Raw genomic sequence first — 17,967 nt, forward strand, 5'->3', positions numbered from 1 at the left:
TTTTGTTTATGCTTTAGTTTCATCGATCTTACCACGCAATCTACTTAAAGACTGTTGCCTTATACCTAGAAAAGATGCAATCTCCTTAAGCGGTAACCTGTCTACTATGCGATCGTAACGTTCAATAAATTTAAGATATCTAGTAGTAGCATCATGACTTATCATTCTCGATTTCTCGTCCACCATATCATGATATCTTTTCAACATAATCTTATGAAAAGCTGGTGACAGACCAGAATACAACTTGCTCATGTATTCAAAATCTTGATATTTAAAACACAACACTTCACCTGCCTCTACACAAGTTATTTGTAGTTCAGAAGGTTTTTGATCTATAAAACTATACATAGATGCCATGACATTACCATCTGCAATAAAACGTACCGTATGTAAATTACCGAACTCATCAATAATACTTCCCTTCAGTATTCCAGACTTAACTATAAATATACAGTCAGCAACCTCACCTAAGTGAAGTAAAACCTGTTTTTTGCGCACTTTAGACACTTCGAGCATGCTAAAAATTTCATTAGCATACTCTAATGAAGGTTTATCACCTTCTCCAGTTAAATCGTATAAAAATGATGGTAATTCCATAATATGGATTAGATTTATTTACTCGTTTACTAGTAAATATCGATAAAATTAATAATTAAACAAAGTTCAAGACCTTATCGAGCATAGAATAAAAATCACAAAGCAAATTTAAAATCTTAATTAACTGATTATCAGTGCTTAATTAAACACAGCTAGTGAATCAAGAAAATCAAAACTATGTTACTCGTCGGATAAAAATCACTAGCCGTCCTGAATTCGGAAAGATTTAAGCCGTAAATGGTAAAACTGAAGCCAAATTACTTTCCACAAAAAATTAACAGAATTTCTAAGAAAAAACTTTGATGAAAAATGAACTTTTTAGACATTAAAAAAGGTTTAATGAATCTAAAATCGAATAAATCGTTCAAAAAGAATATATTGTTCCCTTTATGAAGAACTCTTTACTCTCTACTAAAACACTCACACCAGCCCAGCAAGAACTAGTTCTTAATACAGGAATAGGATTAACACATTATAATATATTAAGAACAAAGCCCATAGTCATTAAGGACGACATTAATTGGGACCATATAATAATAACTAGTAAAAATGCAATCCCAGCGTTATTACCTTATTTAAATCAAATTAAAAACATTTACTGCGTGGGTAATCAAACGGCCGCTTTACTACAAGAAAATGGACTCCATCCCAATTATACCGCACAAAACGCAGCAGACCTTGCGGTAGAATTAACTTCAACTTATTCTGGTGAAAACTTTTATTATTTGTGCAGCGAGCAACGCCGTGATGAACTTCCTGCGTTCTTTCTAGATAAAAAAATACCTTTAAAAGAAGTTTTTGTTTATAGTTCTATTGCGGTCATGAAAAGCTTTGATCGTATTTTTGCAGCTATAGCTTTCTATAGTCCTCGTGGTGTGCACGCTTTCGCGAAAGCGAATCCTAACAACAAACCTCTAATCGCAGTTTGTATAGGAGAAACAACAGCCAGTACTGCAAGGCTCTATCATAAAAATATAGCAGTCGCAAATAAACAGACTATAGAAAACACATTGATAACAGCAATAAAAGCATTACGTAATGATTAAGAACGATCTTTTTTTAAGAGCATTAAAAGGTGAAACCGTAGAACGTCCACCAGTATGGATGATGAGACAAGCAGGTAGATATTTACCTGACTTCATGAAGCTTAAAGAAAAATATGATTTCTTTACTAGATGTCAAACTCCAGAACTAGCTACAGAAATTACCGTAATGCCTATTGATCAAATAGGTCCAGATGCTGCAATTTTATTCTCTGACATTCTTGTGATACCACAAGCAATGAATATAGATGTAGAGATGAAAAACGGTATAGGACCATGGTTACCCAACCCTATTAGATCTGTAAAAGATCTAGACCGTGTGGTAGTACCTGATGTTAAAGATTCCTTAAGTTATGTTTATGAAGCCATAGATATGACTAAGAAAGTACTGGATAACAGAGTGCCTTTAATAGGTTTTGCAGGTTCTCCGTGGACTATTCTTTGCTATTGTGTACAAGGGCAAGGAAGTAAAAACTTTGACAAAGCAAAAGAATTTTGTTTTACGCAACCAGAGGCGGCTCATATATTACTTCAAAGAATTACAGACACTACCATCGCTTACTTAAAAGAAAAAGTAAATCACGGCGTGAATGCTGTTCAAGTTTTTGACTCTTGGGGTGGTATGTTATCTCCTACAGATTATCAAGAATTCTCATGGAAATACATCCAGCAAATAGTAGATGCACTTAAACCTCATACAGAGGTTATCGTTTTCGGTAAAGGATGCTGGTTTGCACTTAATGATATGGCAAAGAGTGGCGCAAGTGCACTAGGTGTAGACTGGACATGTAGCGCTAGAAACGCACGTTATTTATCTGGTGGAGAAATTACATTACAAGGTAACTTTGACCCTTCTAGATTATTCTCGCCACCTGCTGAGATTAAGAAAATGGTAACGCAAATGATTAACGAGTTCGGTAAAGATCGCTTTATTGCTAACTTAGGTCATGGTATCTTACCTAACATTCCTGTAGAGAACGCACAAGCATTTGTAGATGCTGTGAAGGAATACGGACAATAAAAGACTATTATGTTTAAAAACATCCTTAAAGGACTTAAATCTTATAAAGACAGTTTTAAACTGATCAAAGAGTTAAAACTCTGGTCGTTTTTTCTAGTCCCTATGGGTATAAGTTTACTTTTTGGAGCATGTATATTTTTAGCGATTTACGGTCTATCAGATAATTTAGGCCGTTTTATTGCTGGAATATGGTTTTGGGAATGGGGTAAAGAAACATTTACCGATATAGCCACATGGATAGGTGGACTAGCGATAGCCGTTTTAGGGTTTATATTATATAAACATGTTGTAATGGCATTAAGTGCTCCTTTCATGTCACCTGTTTCAGAGCGTATTGAAAAACATCTCTATCCTGATTTACATGACGATATTAAACATCGCAAAACAAGTAATACCGAACAATTAATGCGAGGTTTACGCATTAACATAAGAAATTTACTTTACGAGATTTTTATAAGCGTACCACTACTTTTTCTATCGTTCATTCCAGGAGTTAACTTTATTACCACACCTTTACTCTTTTTAGTACAGGCATATTATGCAGGTTTTGGTAATATGGATTATACTCTAGAACGTCATTATAAATATAGAGACAGTGTCAATTTTGTTAAAAAAAGTCGTGGTTATGCTATAGGAAATGGTATCGTTTTTATGGCGATGTTATTTCTGCCTATTATAGGTATTATACTTGTTTTACCAGTTGCAGTTACTGCTGCTAGTAAAACAACACTAGAATTATTAAGAGAACGTAAAATGCTGGTACAACGTGAACAGCAACAGTTAGAACAATCACACACTCCAAAACTAGAATCGTGAAAGATCAATTTTACTCCTTTATAGTAGAGCTTCAAAATACCATTACTTCAAAATTAGAAGCCATAGATGGTGGTGCAACCTTTCATCAAGATGAGTGGCACCGCAAAGAAGGTGGCGGCGGTTTTTCTCGCATTATTCAAAATGGTAATGTATTTGAAAAAGGTGGCGTGAGTATAAGTGCCGTTCATGGTGATTTACCACCAGCAATGCAAGCCTATTTTAAAGTAGAGGATTGTAATTTCTTTGCCACTGGCTTAAGTCTGGTTTTACATCCAGAAAACCCTATGGTACCTACCGTACATGCAAATTTCAGGTATTTTGAAATGTACGATCAGTCAGGAACTATAGTAGACTCGTGGTTCGGTGGTGGACTAGACCTGACACCTTATTACCTATTTGAAGAAGATGCCCGTCATTTTCACCAGGTATGTAAAGATGTATGTGACCGTCATGAAATTGCAGACTACGCTCTTTTTAAGAAGAAGTGTGATGAATATTTTCACAACTCACATCGTGATGAGGCTCGCGGAATAGGTGGTTTATTCTATGATTACTGTAAAGTATCAGAAAAATTCTCCATGCAAGATTGGCTTGCTTTTCAAATGGATATGGCTAGTCATTTTCTAGAAGCTTATGTACCTATAGTAGAAAAGAGAAAAAAATTAACTTATACAGAAGAACAACGCAAGTGGCAAGAAATACGTCGCGGCCGCTATGTAGAATTCAATCTAGTGCATGACAAAGGAACACTCTTCGGCCTTAAAACAAACGGTCGTATAGAAAGTATTTTAATGAGTCTACCACCACATGTCCAGTGGGTTTATGATCACCATCCAGAGTCTGGTAGTGAAGAAGAAAAATTACTTAAGGTACTTCAACAACCTATTGACTGGATTTAGATCTTAATTATCATTTTAAGCTATTTCTAAAATTCCGCTTTCTCGAAAGCGGAACAAAACGCACCTTATCGGTTAAAAATACTTTTTAACGGTTTTTAACTCGCTCTTAAGCACGATTTATACTTTTACCCTGATTTTACCCTAATTTTAGTACTTCACTAATAATCAACTAAATAATGGGAAAACTAAAATATCCGATAGGAATTCTTCTAACTATTATCATAGGCATACTACTCACCATGTGGTTGTGTTGCGGCACGTGTTATAGTGGCAATTGTGATAGTCAGGAGAAAACAAAAACATCTATCACAACAGATAGCGACAGCTCTTCTCAAATTGAAACAGCATCAAAAAAAGATCGTTTTAACGGAATTGAACTCTATGATAGTAATCAAGAATTAATTGAAAGATCAGATGATAATCTAGATTTTAAAAGCAATGATTATCACCATATCACTCCTGTATCAGATAACACAACTACTAGCTTTAACACTATCAAAAGTTATCTAGAAAAAAACCCTGATAAAAAATTAAATATTACTGGTCTCTATACGAGTAGAGAAACTAACTCTAGTGCTTTTACTAACCTAGGTGAGGCGAGGGCAAATGATGTGAAAAACCATTTAACTAATTTAGGGTTTGACAACTCTAAAATAGATATTTATGGCAGCTTAAATGATGACATGACACCTACTGATAGTATTTTTAAAGGACCTATTACCTATTCTACAGCTTTAATACCTCAAGGAGATGCTGCAAAAATGGAAAACCAAAAGCTAGACGAGTTAAAAGCTCAAATTAAAGCAAACCCCTTGATCTTACATTTTCAGACAGGAAGCAATACGGTACAATTAACAGCGGTACAACGTAAGAAAATATCTGACATTAACTATTACACTAATAAAAGACCTGAAGATAGAATTCTAGTCATAGGACACTCTGACAATGTAGGAAATAGAAACTCTAACATCACCTTAAGTAAAAAACGTGCCGTAGAGGTAAAAAAATACCTTATCGAAAACGGTTTACCTGAGTCTAAAATAGAGACTCTAGGTAAAGGCCCAGACGCTCCTATTGCAAATAATAGTACAGCTGAAGGAAAAGCAGAAAACAGACGTGTAGAAGTAACAATTAAATAAAACCAACTAAAAATTAATATTATGAGTTTATCAAATACATGGTGCTGGTTATTACCATTATTAACAGGTATTATTTCAGCAATAATAGGTTATTACTGGGGTAAATCTAATTCTATAGTTACTAATGATTGTGATGACTGGATAGATAAGAATAAATCATTACAAACAGAAATAGACCAACTAAGGGATCAATTAAAAAGTTGTGAGATCAATTCTTCTAGCTTAAAAAACAAAGTATCTCAATTAACTGAAAATTCAAACAATCTAAAAATAAAAGCATCAAAGGCAGTGGCTGATGCAAAATCACTTCAATTAAAATTAGATCAAGTACCTGCAGTAGATGCAACAAACACAGCAAATCTAGCTAGCGGATTTGTAGCAGGAGCAGTTACTAATACTGTTATCGACAGTGCAAGTGAAGACAGCAATTTAAAATATGATGCCGATGCAGCAAAGGCCGCAATGGGTAAAAGAATAAAACCAGACGACCTTACTATAGTGGAGGGAATAGGTCCTAAAATTTCTGAACTATTTCATGCAGCAGGAATTAGAACCTGGTATAAACTATCACAAACTGACCCTGTTAAATTAAAAGAAATTTTAAATAACGGCGGTCCTAGATTTCAGGTACACAAACCTGGTAGCTGGCCTAAACAAGCAGGCATGGCTTTTAAAGGTGAATGGTCTCAATTATCAAAATGGCAAGATGAACATAAAGGCGGTAAGGAATAAAACCATAATTTATGTTACTAGAAGATGCCCGATATTTTATCGGGCATTTTTGATTATTACATTAACTTATTACTGTTGAGTATTTATAAAATAAACTATCCCACCGATAACAATCAATGCAGCTAGAATAGCTAGAAATATCTTCCAAAAAGAATAAGGTCTTGTTCCATGAATAACACCAGTCTGTCCATTTACATAAAAGTTATAACGTTTTCCATTAAACTTATAAGAGCTTATATAAACTGGTAATAGAATATGTTTAAAGGTCTGATCACTTAATTGCATTTCTAATCTATGAATGCGTTGGGTATCGCCACCGATATCGCGTCGCGCCCAATTTGCAGCAATTTCCTTTGCTTTTTCTTTGGCATCTAGATGTCCATCTTTAAGAGGTATGGTGTATTTTTCTGTCACATAACCGGCTAGAAATCTAGTGTCAAATGTTTTGAGGTGATCTAGATTCCATGAAGCAATTTGAGATGGAATCTGCCCTCCTTTTTGTTGAGAGGCTTTTACTAATGTATCATCTACAAAACCAGAAATTTCACCAGATGCGTCATACCATCTCGTACGACGTTCTTGCGTGGTTCGTTTATTTTTGCCAGAACCACGTGTTACTGTAACATAATAATACTCACCACGTTCTCCTTCATATTGAGCATCTAACTCTGCATCAAAGGTCCAGTAAGGAACATAGAGCCCTTTTGTATTCTCAGGACTTAGACTTGCTTTTTGTAAATTATTAGGCGCCCACCATAAACCAGAGACCCACTTTTTAAATATTTGATGCGCTTTATCAGACTTAAAATCAAAAGGCACAACAGCTCCAGGTAGAATCCAATCGTCTTTATAGGCCTCTTCAATAATAAGCGGCATAGTACAGTACACACAATGTAACGATTTATAACTCTCTTCTACATGCTGGTTTGCCCCACAATTATCACAGTGCAACATGGTAATTTCCATAGAGTGCGACTGGGCACCCATCTGTTCCATGTATTTATTAAGTTCCAGTTCTTGAAATGGCTGGTCAGACTGCTCAATAACTTCTTTATGACCACAATAATCACAAGTAATAAGATCTGTTCCTGGCTCATAAGTAAGCTCTGCACCACAATTGATACAGGATTTTTTACGTTCAGAATTTATGGAAGATGCTACGTTCAATGGATAAATAGAAATAATAGAATGATTAAAACCCTAGTATTTTAACATTAGGACTTAATCATTCTATCTAGGTTAATAAAGTTAATAAAATCTAATTACATAGGTAATGGCGGCGGTGTATTACCACCTAGAAAAACTTTTAGTTCTTCTACCTGACTCACTGCTTTCCAACCATCCATACCTGCTTTCCATACTAGAGTATCTTTATTAATCGTACGACTAGCAAAAAGAGATCTTAATTGATCAAAAGAAACAGGTCCAGCCTGCGCACCGTTTAAAGCATAAAAATAACTTACTGCTTGTGGCATAGGTGGTGGCACAGCAGCAGCTTGAGGTTGCTGGTACTGTTGCTGTTGTTGAGGCATTTGTTGCTGTCCGCCCATTTGAGGTGACATCATACCGCCCATTTGTTGCGCCATGACAAAGCCCATTCCCATTCCCATACCTGCACCAGCAGTACCACCATCATTATTTGCTGCAGCTTCTATAGCTTTGGCAGTCTTAAATTTAGTGAGTTTATCTAGGTCAATTTTATCTAATCTACTGTATTCAAAGATCTCCTTTTTGAGTTCTTCTGGCATAGAAACATTCTCGATGTAGAATTTTTCTAATGATATACCTACACTTAAAAATTCAGTTTTCATTACTTCCTGACAGGTTTCAGAAAGCTCTGTTGTATTTGCTGCGTATAATTCTATAGGTAAATTTGCCTCTCCTACTGTATCTGTAAATCTAGTTGCGATAAGACTTTTAAGATGCTCATTGATCTCAAAATTGGTAAAATTGTTATCTGTACCTACTATATCTATGATAAATTTACCAGCGTCGGCTATCTTAAATGCATAAGTACCAAATGCTCTAATTTCTACAAGACCAAAACGATCATCACTTAAAGTGATTGGGTTTTTAGTACCCCATTTTTCATCAGTAAATAAAGTCGTGTTTACAAAATAAACCTCAGCTTTAAATGGCGAGTTAAAACCATATTTCCATCCTTTAAGCGTGCTTAGAATAGGAAGATTTTGAGTGGTAAGATCATAAGTACCAGGTTTAAATACATCTGCCAGTTGTCCTTCATTAATAAAAACAGCCATTTGCCCTTCACGCACAATTAATTTAGCACCATTTTTAATTTCATTTTGATAACGTTCAAATCTATGCGCGATGGTGTCATCAGTGTAATCTAGCCACTCGACTATATCAATAAATTCGTGACTTAATTTCTCTTTAATCTTATCAAATATGCTCATGCTGGTTTGTTTTTAATTTGGATTTCTAAGGTACAGTTTTTTTAAATATTCCGCTTTCGCGAAAGCGGAATTAACACCATCTGCATCTATACGTCTATTACATCCCTTTTTTGTTACAGTTTGAGAACTCTAGGAAACAACTATTTAACTCTCTTATCTAGAATTAATCTTAATAAAGTCTTGTTAAAATGAAATGACCCACTATATTTGCGCCTTATTTATAATTAGTCTTAATTAACATAACTATATAATGAACTTTAAATTTAACTACCTAACGGCAGCTTTATTAGCTACCGGACTAGTATTCACAGCCTGTTCTGACGACGATGACCTATCTACTGGAACACAAAAAAGCGCAGTAACAACAAATTATGCAAATCTTGTTCTTGCAAATTATCAAGATGCACTTACAGATGCACAATCTCTAGAAACTGCTTTACAAACATTTACCACTACGCCTACAGATGCTAACTTTACAGCTGCAAAAAACGCATGGTTTACAGCTAGAGAATCTTATGGTACTACAGAGGCTTTTAGATTTGCAAACGGACCTATCGATACAGGTAGCACAGAAGATATAGAAGGTTATTTAAATTCATGGCCTATGGACGAGGCACATGTAGATTATGTAGATGGTGATCTAACTGCTGGTATCATTAACAACCCAGCATTATTTCCTACGATTGATAAAAACACATTAATTAATCAAAATGGTAATGGTGGTGAAGAAAAGGTTTCTATAGGATACCACGCTATCGAGTTTTTATTATGGGGACAGGACAACACTGCACCTAGCGCAGGCCTACCAGGACAACGCCCTTTCACTGATTTTATAGATGCAGGAACTGCCTCAAATCAAGACAGAAGAAGAACATATATCAATGTATGTGCAGACTTAATCACCGACCACCTAGAAGTAATGATAGAGCAATGGACTGGAGATTATAAAAATACTTTTCTTGCACAAGACACAGACACATCACTTACAGACATGATTAACAGTATATCTGAATTATCACGTAGTGAACTAGCTATAGAACGTATGTCTGTTGCTTTACAAAATCAAGATCAAGAAGATGAACACTCCTGTTTCAGCGATAATACAGATCGAGATATACGTCTTAACCTAGAAGGTATCGTAAATGTATATAATGGTAGTTATGCTACTGTAAATGGTGCTTCTCTTAAAGACATTATTACAGAAGCAGACAGTGATTTAGGTACAGAACTAGATGTATTACTAGCAACAGCTACTACAGAGGTAGACGCAACTTTATCTCCATTTGATCTGGCAATTGTGAATGGACCAACAAGTACAGAAGGAATTAAAGTACAAAATGCAGTGAGAGCGCTTGTTGCTTTTGGAGATAGATTACTTGATGCAAAGGTAGTTTTAGGTCTTAACTAAAAGACGACACCGCATATTACTAGATTAATAAATTATTTAAAACTGGACGTATTTCTATACGTCCAGTTTTCTGATTCATACAAATTATCATTCATGCGCGTTTATTACAAGTTATTTATATTGCCACTACTGTTGTTCATAACCTCATGCAACACAGACGATTCTTACACAGCTCTAACGCCAGAAATAGGAGAAGAATTATCTGGTGGAGATAATACGTCGTTCAATTTTTCGGCAGAGGCTTTTGGTTTTGCAGCACCTAATTTAAGTTTTGAGGAGCGCGTCACCTTTGGTGTAGGAAACTCATTATTTAATCAGAGTTGGGTGACTGCACCAGCATCTACCACAGCAAGAGATGGTCTAGGTCCATTTTTTAATGCTCGTAATTGTTCTGGTTGCCATTTTAAGGATGGTAGAGGTAGAGCAAGTGCATTTGCAGGAGAGCTATCTCATGGATTGTTATTGAGATTAAGTACACCAGGTACTGGCGTTAATGGTGGTAACTTACCAGAACCTACTTACGGTGGACAGTTTCAAGACAACTCCATTCTATCACAAATGGACGAAGGAATTTTTGAAGTAGTGTATGAACCTAAAGTAGTTACATATAGTGATGGAACCACAGTTAGCTTACGTAACCCCACGTACACATTTCCTTTGCTTAATTACGGAGCGATGGTTAGTAATGTCCAAGTATCGCCACGTGTAGCAAATCAAATGATAGGTTTAGGACTTTTAGAAGCAGTTCCTGAGACTACCATTCTAGCCCTAGCAGATCAATTTGATACTAACGGCGATGGTATTTCTGGAAAAGCTAACTATGTATATGATATTGCGAGTGGAACTAACACTCTAGGACGTTTTGGATGGAAAGCAAACCAACCTAATTTAAGACAACAGGTGGCAGGTGCATTTGCCGGTGATATAGGTATTACCTCTTCCCTATTTCCTGATGAAAATTGTCCTACTGGAGTAGATTGTTTTCAAATACCCAATGGAGGTACACCAGAAATAGATGACGCAAATCTAGATAAAGTAACCTTCTATTCTTCTACACTTGCTGTCCCAGCCAGAAGAAATTTTGAAGATCAAGATGTATTAGAAGGTAAAGAGCTTTTTAATGAAATAAGCTGCACCTCTTGCCACACGGCATTACTGCAAACTGGTAACCATGAAATCGCAGCGTTATCTAACCAGACCATTAGACCTTATACAGATTTATTACTTCATGATATGGGTGATGATCTTGCAGATAATACTCCAGACTTTTTGGCCACAGGAAATGAATGGCGCACACCACCTTTGTGGGGAACTGGACTTATAGAAACTGTAAACGACCATACAAATCTATTACATGATGGTAGAGCACGTAATGTAGAAGAGGCTATTTTATGGCATGGTGGAGAAGCGAGCCCAGCCCAAGAAAGATTTAAAGAATTAAGCTCGAGCGAGCGTAGTAAAATCATTGCATTTATAAATTCACTGTAATTATGAAATTTTCAATTCTTCGAATACTTGCACTTTTTGCAATATCCCTAACTCTTATTATTTCTTGTGATAGTGATGATAGCTCTAGCGATACTGGTACAGCAGCAGCACGCGAGACTCAAATGACTCATTTATATGATAATTACATCATCTTATTGCAACAGCAGCATGTTAATCAAGCTAATGATTTAATTAATACGAGCAACGCGTTTACCCTAAATCCTACTTCGGTAACTCTACTAGAAGCTCGTGATTCTTGGAAAGCAGCATTTCTAACCTGGAAGAACATAGAAACCTTTAACATAGGACCTATCCAAAACGCTTTCTTAATTCCACGAGTGCATACATGGCCAGTAAGCAGTACAGGTATTGAAAGTAGGATTATAGATGCCACTGTGCAAAACAGTGATGATGTAGATACTATAGGTGCTACCATTAAAGGCTATGCAGCTATAGAGTATATGTTGTTCAATGAAAATGATCAGATAGTAATAGATCAATTCACTACAGGAGCGACAACTGCAGATAGAAAAGCATATTTAAATGCACTATCACAAAATCTAGCATCTAGAGCTAGAGAATCACAAGACTTATGGATAGATTTTGAATCAGATTTTAAAACAAATCTAGAGTCTGGCGTTAATGGTAATTTTAACCGAATAATCAACGCAATGGTTGCCGGTTTAGAAAGTATAAAAGGACGTAAAATAGAAGAAGTATTAAATAGTTCTCCTACGGACATCACCCTTTTTGAAAACTACAGAAGCCAAATAAGCAAAGAGGCTATAAAAGCAAATCTAGATGCTGTTTACTTTACCTACACAGGTGATTTTAATGATATAGAAGGCTTTGGTGTAGAGGAATACACTTCTGAAGTTCTTAACCGTGAAGATTTAAACGTAGAATTACAATCTGCTTTTACTGCCGCATACAGCACTTTAAATAACATGAATGATTCTCTAGAAAACATAGCTATAACAGATATCAATCAGCTAGAGGTTCTTAAAGAAGATGTTCAGAATATCATTAGATTACTTAAAGTAGATTTTTCTAGTGCTGCGAGCATAGTCATTACTTTTAATGATAATGATGGAGATTAATTTCTCCCGTTCTCATCTGGATAAAAAGTATGCACAGGCTCGCTTTGCCACACCTCTTTAGTTTCTACGCATATGGCTGTTAATGGACCTTTATAAGCCGCTGCGGTATCTATATTCCACACGCTGGCCGCGTTAATAGGTTGATGAGAGCCTAGACGATCTGTAGGAGTATGACCTATATACACCTCATTATATATTTTTAATCTACCTGGATACCGATCGTTATCTTTATCTAAATTAGGATCTACGGCAAGTGCTAGCTCCCATAAAGTACGGTCCCAATAAGTAATATTTGCATAATACTCGTGATGTGGTCCTTTTAAATTATGAAATCCTGCATGAAAAAAACCATTGCCGTCTAACTCATAGAAATTATGAAGTTCGTTTCTCAAAAAATTAAAATGCAGTTCTAATTCGTTTTTACTTCTATTCTTGTAGCTATCTACTGTGCTTTGTCCACCGTGAAATAACCACATTTCACTAGGTATTGTTGCTTGTAAATTCTCTACCACTAATTCATCATGATTACCTCTCAAATAAATAGGTGCAACTTGATTGTTTTGTTTCCGCTTTCGCGAAAGCGAGATTAAAAAATCTATTACCTCAAAACTTTCTGACCAGCCGTCTACATAATCTCCTAGAAAGATTAACTGATCGTCATCTTTTAAATCTATCCTTTCTATAAGTTGAAGTAAGGCCTTATAACCGCCGTGAATATCTCCTATTGCAATAGTTCTCATGAATTATATTTTACTTTGCGCAAAACGCGTAATGCTTCTTTATATGATTTATAGGTATCTGGATAGTTTTTAAGAAAACTCTTATGAGATTTCATCTTTTCTATGGGTTCTCCTACATTATTAAACTGGCAAATTAACATAGTCTCAGGCAACTGTCTAAGATCAATTAACTCTTGATCTTTTAAAAGAATGCCGTTTGAGATCTTATGTAAAAGGGACAAGTTCGTGTTATAAATATGATGCAAGGTACGACGATCATAATAAGGTGGATTAAATAAAATCTTATTCTCTAATAAATAGGTTCCATTAGGAAAAAACCGGAGTGTCTGTCTTTCTAGTGGATGGTAACGCTGTCGGTCTCCTATACCTAGTTCTACAAATTCTAAGATACTGAAGCTGTCCTCGTCAAAAGAAATTTGCACCTCATCTAACGTACTGTAAAAAATTTTAACCTGTTCATTTACCATCTCAATGTCCACTCGATGATAATATCGCTGTCCTTTATTCACCTTTACCTTTCCAGACCAGCAGATAACAAATTGCTCTTTAAACACCTTATAATGGGTCTCTAGATCTTCGTTTTTACGATTTAAAAACTCCACAACACTATCTAAGGTATGCTCTATATTATTGCTAGCTTGTTTTTCTAATTTCTCTACTATCTCTGAATTGACATCTTTGATTTCAAGATCAAAAGTTTTAGGCATTGACATACTTCCATTTCTGAAGAATACACTACCTCCATAATACTTCCATATATTCTTACGCAGTGATGTGAGTCCTATTTGCGCTCTTATAGTAACTAACCCAACAACTTTACCCAGCGGCAAGTGAGGAAAAGGGATATTTTCATATTGAATTATAGGAGCATTTGTAAAGTAAGCATTTATCAGGTTTTGAAGTTTTGAATCATCAAAGAAATCTACACCTACTATAGCATTAGTCTTGTCATCAATACCTATTACTATATAACTGTTATTTTTAGGGTTAGAATTTGATAAGGCACAGATATGTTTTAAAAACTTCGCCTTTCCTTCCTTACTGCTCAGATCTATTTTTAACTTTTTATCATAGAAACTATTCTCGTCGTTATGAGCAAGCAAGTTCTTAACTAGAAGTCGTTTATTAATCATCAGGTCTAATATACTCTCTTTATGCGATGTACAAATGAAAGGAATGTAAAAATTAAGCTAAATAAACTGTAATATCATAGCTATACATTAACCTCTTCCATAAGTCAGATAGCAGTAAGTGTATTATCTTTGTATCTATGCAAATTCCCGAAGGAAAAAAAATATATTTCTCTAGCGACAACCATTTAGGAGCGCCTACTCAAGAATTAAGTAAACCACGTGAACAGAAATTTCTAGCATGGTTAGATCAGGTTAAAGAAGATGCAGCTGCCATATTCTTATTAGGGGATTTATTTGATTTCTGGTTTGAGTACAAACATGTCGTACCAAAAAACCATGTAAGAGTATTGGGTAAACTTGCTGAGATTGCAGATAGCGGTATCCCTATTTACTTTTTTGTCGGAAATCATGATTTATGGATGTTCGGTTATTTTGAAGAAGAATTAGGCATTCCAGTATATCACAAGCCGCAGACTTTTGAATTTAACAATAAGAAATTTTTAATAGGTCATGGTGATGGATTAGGACCTGGTGATAAAGGTTATAAACGCATGAAAAAGATATTTACTAGTAAATTCTTTCAATGGTGTTTTAAGTGGGTACATCCAGATATAGGTGTAGGAATAGCCAGATACTTATCTGTTAAAAACAAACTTATATCTGGAGATGAAGATGCTAAGTTTCTAGGTGAAGACCAAGAATGGCTAGCTTTGTACGCAAAGCGTAAATTAGAAACAGAACATTTTGATTACTTCGTTTTTGGCCACAGACATTTACCTATGGAGATAAAAGTGGGAGAATCTTCTACTTACATTAACCTAGGAGACTGGATAAATCATTACACCTATGGAGTGTTTGATGGAGAAAACTTTAGGCTAGAAAAAATAACTTCTTAATTCAATCTACCGTTAATCGGATTTAACTCTTAAAAATTTAACAATTTTTTAGGAAATCACCAGTTATCTCGATTAGTATTCTAAATTCGAAGAATGGAGCAGCAAGAAAATCATAAAGTACACGATCAGATCAATATTATTGTTCAGGCTCCTATTGCAGTAGCTTTTTTAGATAATCAATTGAGGTATGTTGCACACTCTGCAAAATGGTGTACTGATTATAAATTAACAAAGACAGATTTAAGAGGCCTTAATCATTATGATCTATTTCCTGAAATAAGTGATGAATGGAGGGCAAAACATCAAAGAGTTTTAAATGGTGCCGAAGAATCGCGAGATGAAGAACTGTTTATACGTGAAGATGGCAGTGAACAGTGGCTAAAGTGGAGTGTAAAACCATGGTATTACCATGATGGAAAAATAGCTGGTATAGTCATGGTTACAGAAGACATTAGCTCACAGGTTCTTATTAAAAAACGTGATCAATTAGATTTTAAAATCTTGCTAGACCTATGCTCACATGCAAACATAGGTACCTGGCAATACAATAATGTGACTAGAGAACTGTACTGGTCAGATGCAACAAAAGAGCTTCATGAAGTATCTGATGATTTTATACCAAATCCTACTCAAGCTATAAATTTTTATAGAAACGGTGAATCTCGCAATAAAATATCAGAAGCTTTTCTCAACTCTATTACTAGAAATGAACCATACGATCTAGAATTAGAATTAGTAACCGCAAAGGGTAATTGCATTTGGGTAAGAGCAACAGGTCAAAGTGAGTTTAAAGATGGGTTATGTATAACACAATACGGGACATTTGAAAACATAAGTGACCGCAAAAAGAAGGAACACGAGGTTAAAGTTACATCACAAAAATTTCAAAAGTTATTCTTTAATTCAAACTTAGGTGTTGCCATATTAGATACTGCAACACTGCAGTTCCTGAATGTAAATCCGACATTAGAACAAATAACTAAACTAAAAAACAAAGAACTTTTAGCTACCTCATTTGATAAGTTGATCGATGAAACTGATTTTGGAGAATGGTTCCATCATCTAGAAAAAGTTTTAAATAAGAAAACCGATCATATAAAACAAGCTATTACCCTAAAAGCATCTAATGGGGCGACAGTCTACACTCAAACTATATGTAACGTATTACATGATGAACATGGTGATCCAGAAAATCTAGTTATACAAATACTAGACATTACCAATGAGCGAAAAGTGGAAAAGGAAAAGAAATTGTTTCTTAAAGAAATAATGAGTAAAAATGAAAGGCTGCTCAACTTTGCCTATATAGTTTCTCATAATTTAAGATCGCACTCTAGTAATTTTAAAGGACTTATTGATTTTTATAAAGAAAGTGAAGAGCTAGAAATTCGTTCTAAAATCATATCCATGTTGGATATATCTAGCGATAACTTAAATCAAACCATAGAGGATCTAAATCAAGTAGTTTCTGTACATTCTAATAAAATAGAATTGAAAAACATAGCTTTAAAAGACTTTGTCCTTCATACTTTAGAAAGTGTCTCTTTAGAAGTAATGAAGAATGAGTACGATATAGAAGTAGACATAAAAAACGATACAAAGATCGTGGCTTTCCCTGCTTATTTAGAAAGTATTCTACTTAATCTAATTACTAACAGTATACGATATAGAGACCCTAATAAACAATTAAAAATAATAATCTCTGCAAAGATCCGTAACGAGTCTTGTACCATTATGGTATCTGATAATGGAATAGGAATAGACCTAGAAAGAAATAAGGATAAAATATTTGGAATGTACAAGACATTTCATGAACATAAAGATTCAAACGGACTAGGCTTATTCATGACTAAAAATCAAGTGGAAGCTATGGGAGGAAATATATCTGTGCAAAGTAAAGTGGGAACTGGAACAAAGTTTACCATAGAATTATAAATCTACTAATGGTATAACGCGTCTTTTAAAAAGTGCTTTTCAGCCGTTATTACAAACATTTGAACGATTACAAATTAAGTTAACCGTCTATTCTCAAAACGTAGTTTAAAAGTATGAAATTTATATTTCAAAACTACAAGTCTTATGACCACATCTAAAATTTGGATAATTGACGATAATCCTATAGATTCATACGTGATTAAAACCATGCTAGAAGTAAACGATCTAGCAAATAATATAGAAGTATTCTCTGATAACAAAGAAGCTCTAAAAAATTTAGATCAATTAAACACTACCGACTCAAAAGAATCCATTCTAGTCATCACAGAAAACAAGACTAATGCAGTAAATGGATGGGATCTTATTACAGATATGTCAGAAAAGAAGAAGGATTTGGATATCAAATTTCACATGACTAGCGAGCTGTATTCTAATAAGGATTTTAAAGAATTTAAAGCAACAGAACCTTTACTTTCTATAAATAAAAAGCCTCTAAGACTAGACGATCTAAAAAGCATAATAAATGAATAAGGAATCCTTAAAATAAAGGAATAATATAACATTCTTGAAGAACTATATTTAAGCGTTAAACTCCATAACCTA

Annotated in this window: 17 protein-coding genes; 12 read left to right on the forward strand and 5 right to left on the reverse strand. The window is 34.9% G+C overall.

The genetic code is table 11. The features are described 5' to 3' along the window. Positions 1–6: 6 nt before the first annotated feature. Entirely contained in the window at positions 7–597 is a 591-nt protein-coding gene (locus ACJJVJ_RS09080; RefSeq protein ID WP_405369959.1) for a Crp/Fnr family transcriptional regulator, read from the reverse strand. Positions 598–986: 389 nt separating this feature from the next. On the opposite strand from ACJJVJ_RS09080, the gene ACJJVJ_RS09085 reads away from it, so the two are divergent. The 6 genes from ACJJVJ_RS09085 (at position 987) to ACJJVJ_RS09110 (ending at position 6,247) form a co-directional block, all read left to right on the forward strand. Continuing rightward, positions 987–1,643, forward strand: a complete 657-nt coding sequence (locus ACJJVJ_RS09085) for a uroporphyrinogen-III synthase (protein ID WP_405369960.1) — start codon at positions 987–989, stop codon at positions 1,641–1,643. Then, positions 1,636–2,661, forward strand: coding sequence for a uroporphyrinogen decarboxylase (gene hemE, locus ACJJVJ_RS09090; RefSeq protein ID WP_405369961.1), 1,026 nt, complete (start codon positions 1,636–1,638; stop codon positions 2,659–2,661). Before ACJJVJ_RS09085 ends, hemE begins: the two co-directional genes overlap by 8 nt. A 9-nt stretch (positions 2,662–2,670) precedes the next feature. Then, positions 2,671–3,477 (forward strand): EI24 domain-containing protein, encoded by an 807-nt coding sequence (locus tag ACJJVJ_RS09095; RefSeq protein WP_405369962.1) that lies wholly within the window; start codon positions 2,671–2,673, stop codon positions 3,475–3,477. After that, entirely contained in the window at positions 3,474–4,376 is a 903-nt protein-coding gene (hemF, locus tag ACJJVJ_RS09100; RefSeq protein ID WP_405369963.1) for an oxygen-dependent coproporphyrinogen oxidase, read from the forward strand. The genes ACJJVJ_RS09095 and hemF overlap by 4 nt, the downstream gene beginning before the upstream one ends. A 176-nt stretch (positions 4,377–4,552) precedes the next feature. After that, on the forward strand, positions 4,553–5,515 hold the full coding sequence (locus ACJJVJ_RS09105) for an OmpA family protein (RefSeq protein ID WP_405369964.1): 963 nt from the start codon (positions 4,553–4,555) through the stop codon (positions 5,513–5,515). A gap of 21 nt (positions 5,516–5,536) precedes the next feature. Further along, positions 5,537–6,247: a hypothetical protein gene (locus ACJJVJ_RS09110; protein WP_405369965.1), complete on the forward strand. Its 711-nt coding sequence runs from the start codon at positions 5,537–5,539 to the stop codon at positions 6,245–6,247. Between the two features lie 69 nt (positions 6,248–6,316). Here ACJJVJ_RS09110 and ACJJVJ_RS09115 read toward each other — a convergent pair whose 3' ends face one another. Continuing rightward, a complete protein-coding gene (locus ACJJVJ_RS09115) occupies positions 6,317–7,414 on the reverse strand; it encodes a DNA helicase PriA (RefSeq protein ID WP_405369966.1) in 1,098 nt (365 codons plus the stop codon). 95 nt (positions 7,415–7,509) lie between these two features. Further along, entirely contained in the window at positions 7,510–8,664 is a 1,155-nt protein-coding gene (locus ACJJVJ_RS09120; protein WP_104514404.1) for an SPFH domain-containing protein, read from the reverse strand. Positions 8,665–8,914: 250 nt separating this feature from the next. Here ACJJVJ_RS09120 and ACJJVJ_RS09125 point away from each other — a divergent pair, with 250 nt between their 5' ends. The 3 genes from ACJJVJ_RS09125 (at position 8,915) to ACJJVJ_RS09135 (ending at position 12,660) form a co-directional block, all read left to right on the forward strand. Then, a complete protein-coding gene (locus ACJJVJ_RS09125) occupies positions 8,915–10,072 on the forward strand; it encodes an imelysin family protein (RefSeq protein ID WP_405369967.1) in 1,158 nt (385 codons plus the stop codon). A 93-nt stretch (positions 10,073–10,165) separates the two neighbouring features. Next, positions 10,166–11,560, forward strand: a complete 1,395-nt coding sequence (locus tag ACJJVJ_RS09130; protein WP_405369968.1) for a di-heme oxidoredictase family protein — start codon at positions 10,166–10,168, stop codon at positions 11,558–11,560. Positions 11,561–11,562: 2 nt separating this feature from the next. Then, the gene (locus tag ACJJVJ_RS09135; RefSeq protein ID WP_405369969.1) at positions 11,563–12,660 is read left to right on the forward strand and encodes an imelysin family protein; all 1,098 of its coding nucleotides are present in this window, start codon (positions 11,563–11,565) and stop codon (positions 12,658–12,660) included. Here ACJJVJ_RS09135 and ACJJVJ_RS09140 read toward each other — a convergent pair. Both ACJJVJ_RS09140 and ACJJVJ_RS09145 read right to left on the reverse strand, forming a co-directional pair. Next, positions 12,657–13,400, reverse strand: a complete 744-nt coding sequence (locus ACJJVJ_RS09140; protein ID WP_405369970.1) for a metallophosphoesterase — start codon at positions 13,398–13,400, stop codon at positions 12,657–12,659. The two genes, ACJJVJ_RS09135 and ACJJVJ_RS09140, sit on opposite strands and share 4 nt — an antisense overlap. Further along, positions 13,397–14,533 (reverse strand): ATP-binding protein, encoded by a 1,137-nt coding sequence (locus ACJJVJ_RS09145; protein WP_405369971.1) that lies wholly within the window; start codon positions 14,531–14,533, stop codon positions 13,397–13,399. The genes ACJJVJ_RS09140 and ACJJVJ_RS09145 overlap by 4 nt, the downstream gene beginning before the upstream one ends. Before the next feature lie 137 nt (positions 14,534–14,670). Here ACJJVJ_RS09145 and ACJJVJ_RS09150 point away from each other — a divergent pair, with 137 nt between their 5' ends. From ACJJVJ_RS09150 to ACJJVJ_RS09160, 3 genes are all read left to right on the forward strand, one after another. Next, positions 14,671–15,429 (forward strand): UDP-2,3-diacylglucosamine diphosphatase, encoded by a 759-nt coding sequence (locus ACJJVJ_RS09150; protein WP_104514398.1) that lies wholly within the window; start codon positions 14,671–14,673, stop codon positions 15,427–15,429. A 93-nt stretch (positions 15,430–15,522) separates the two neighbouring features. Continuing rightward, complete coding sequence (locus tag ACJJVJ_RS09155) at positions 15,523–17,364, forward strand: PAS domain S-box protein (protein WP_405369972.1); 1,842 nt, start codon at positions 15,523–15,525, stop codon at positions 17,362–17,364. 144 nt (positions 17,365–17,508) lie between these two features. Next, entirely contained in the window at positions 17,509–17,895 is a 387-nt protein-coding gene (locus tag ACJJVJ_RS09160; RefSeq protein WP_104514396.1) for a response regulator, read from the forward strand. Positions 17,896–17,967: the final 72 nt, after the last annotated feature.

This window comes from Nonlabens sp. Asnod2-A12 (genome assembly GCF_045063745.1).
In the GTDB taxonomy this organism is placed as follows: domain Bacteria; phylum Bacteroidota; class Bacteroidia; order Flavobacteriales; family Flavobacteriaceae; genus Nonlabens; species Nonlabens xylanidelens.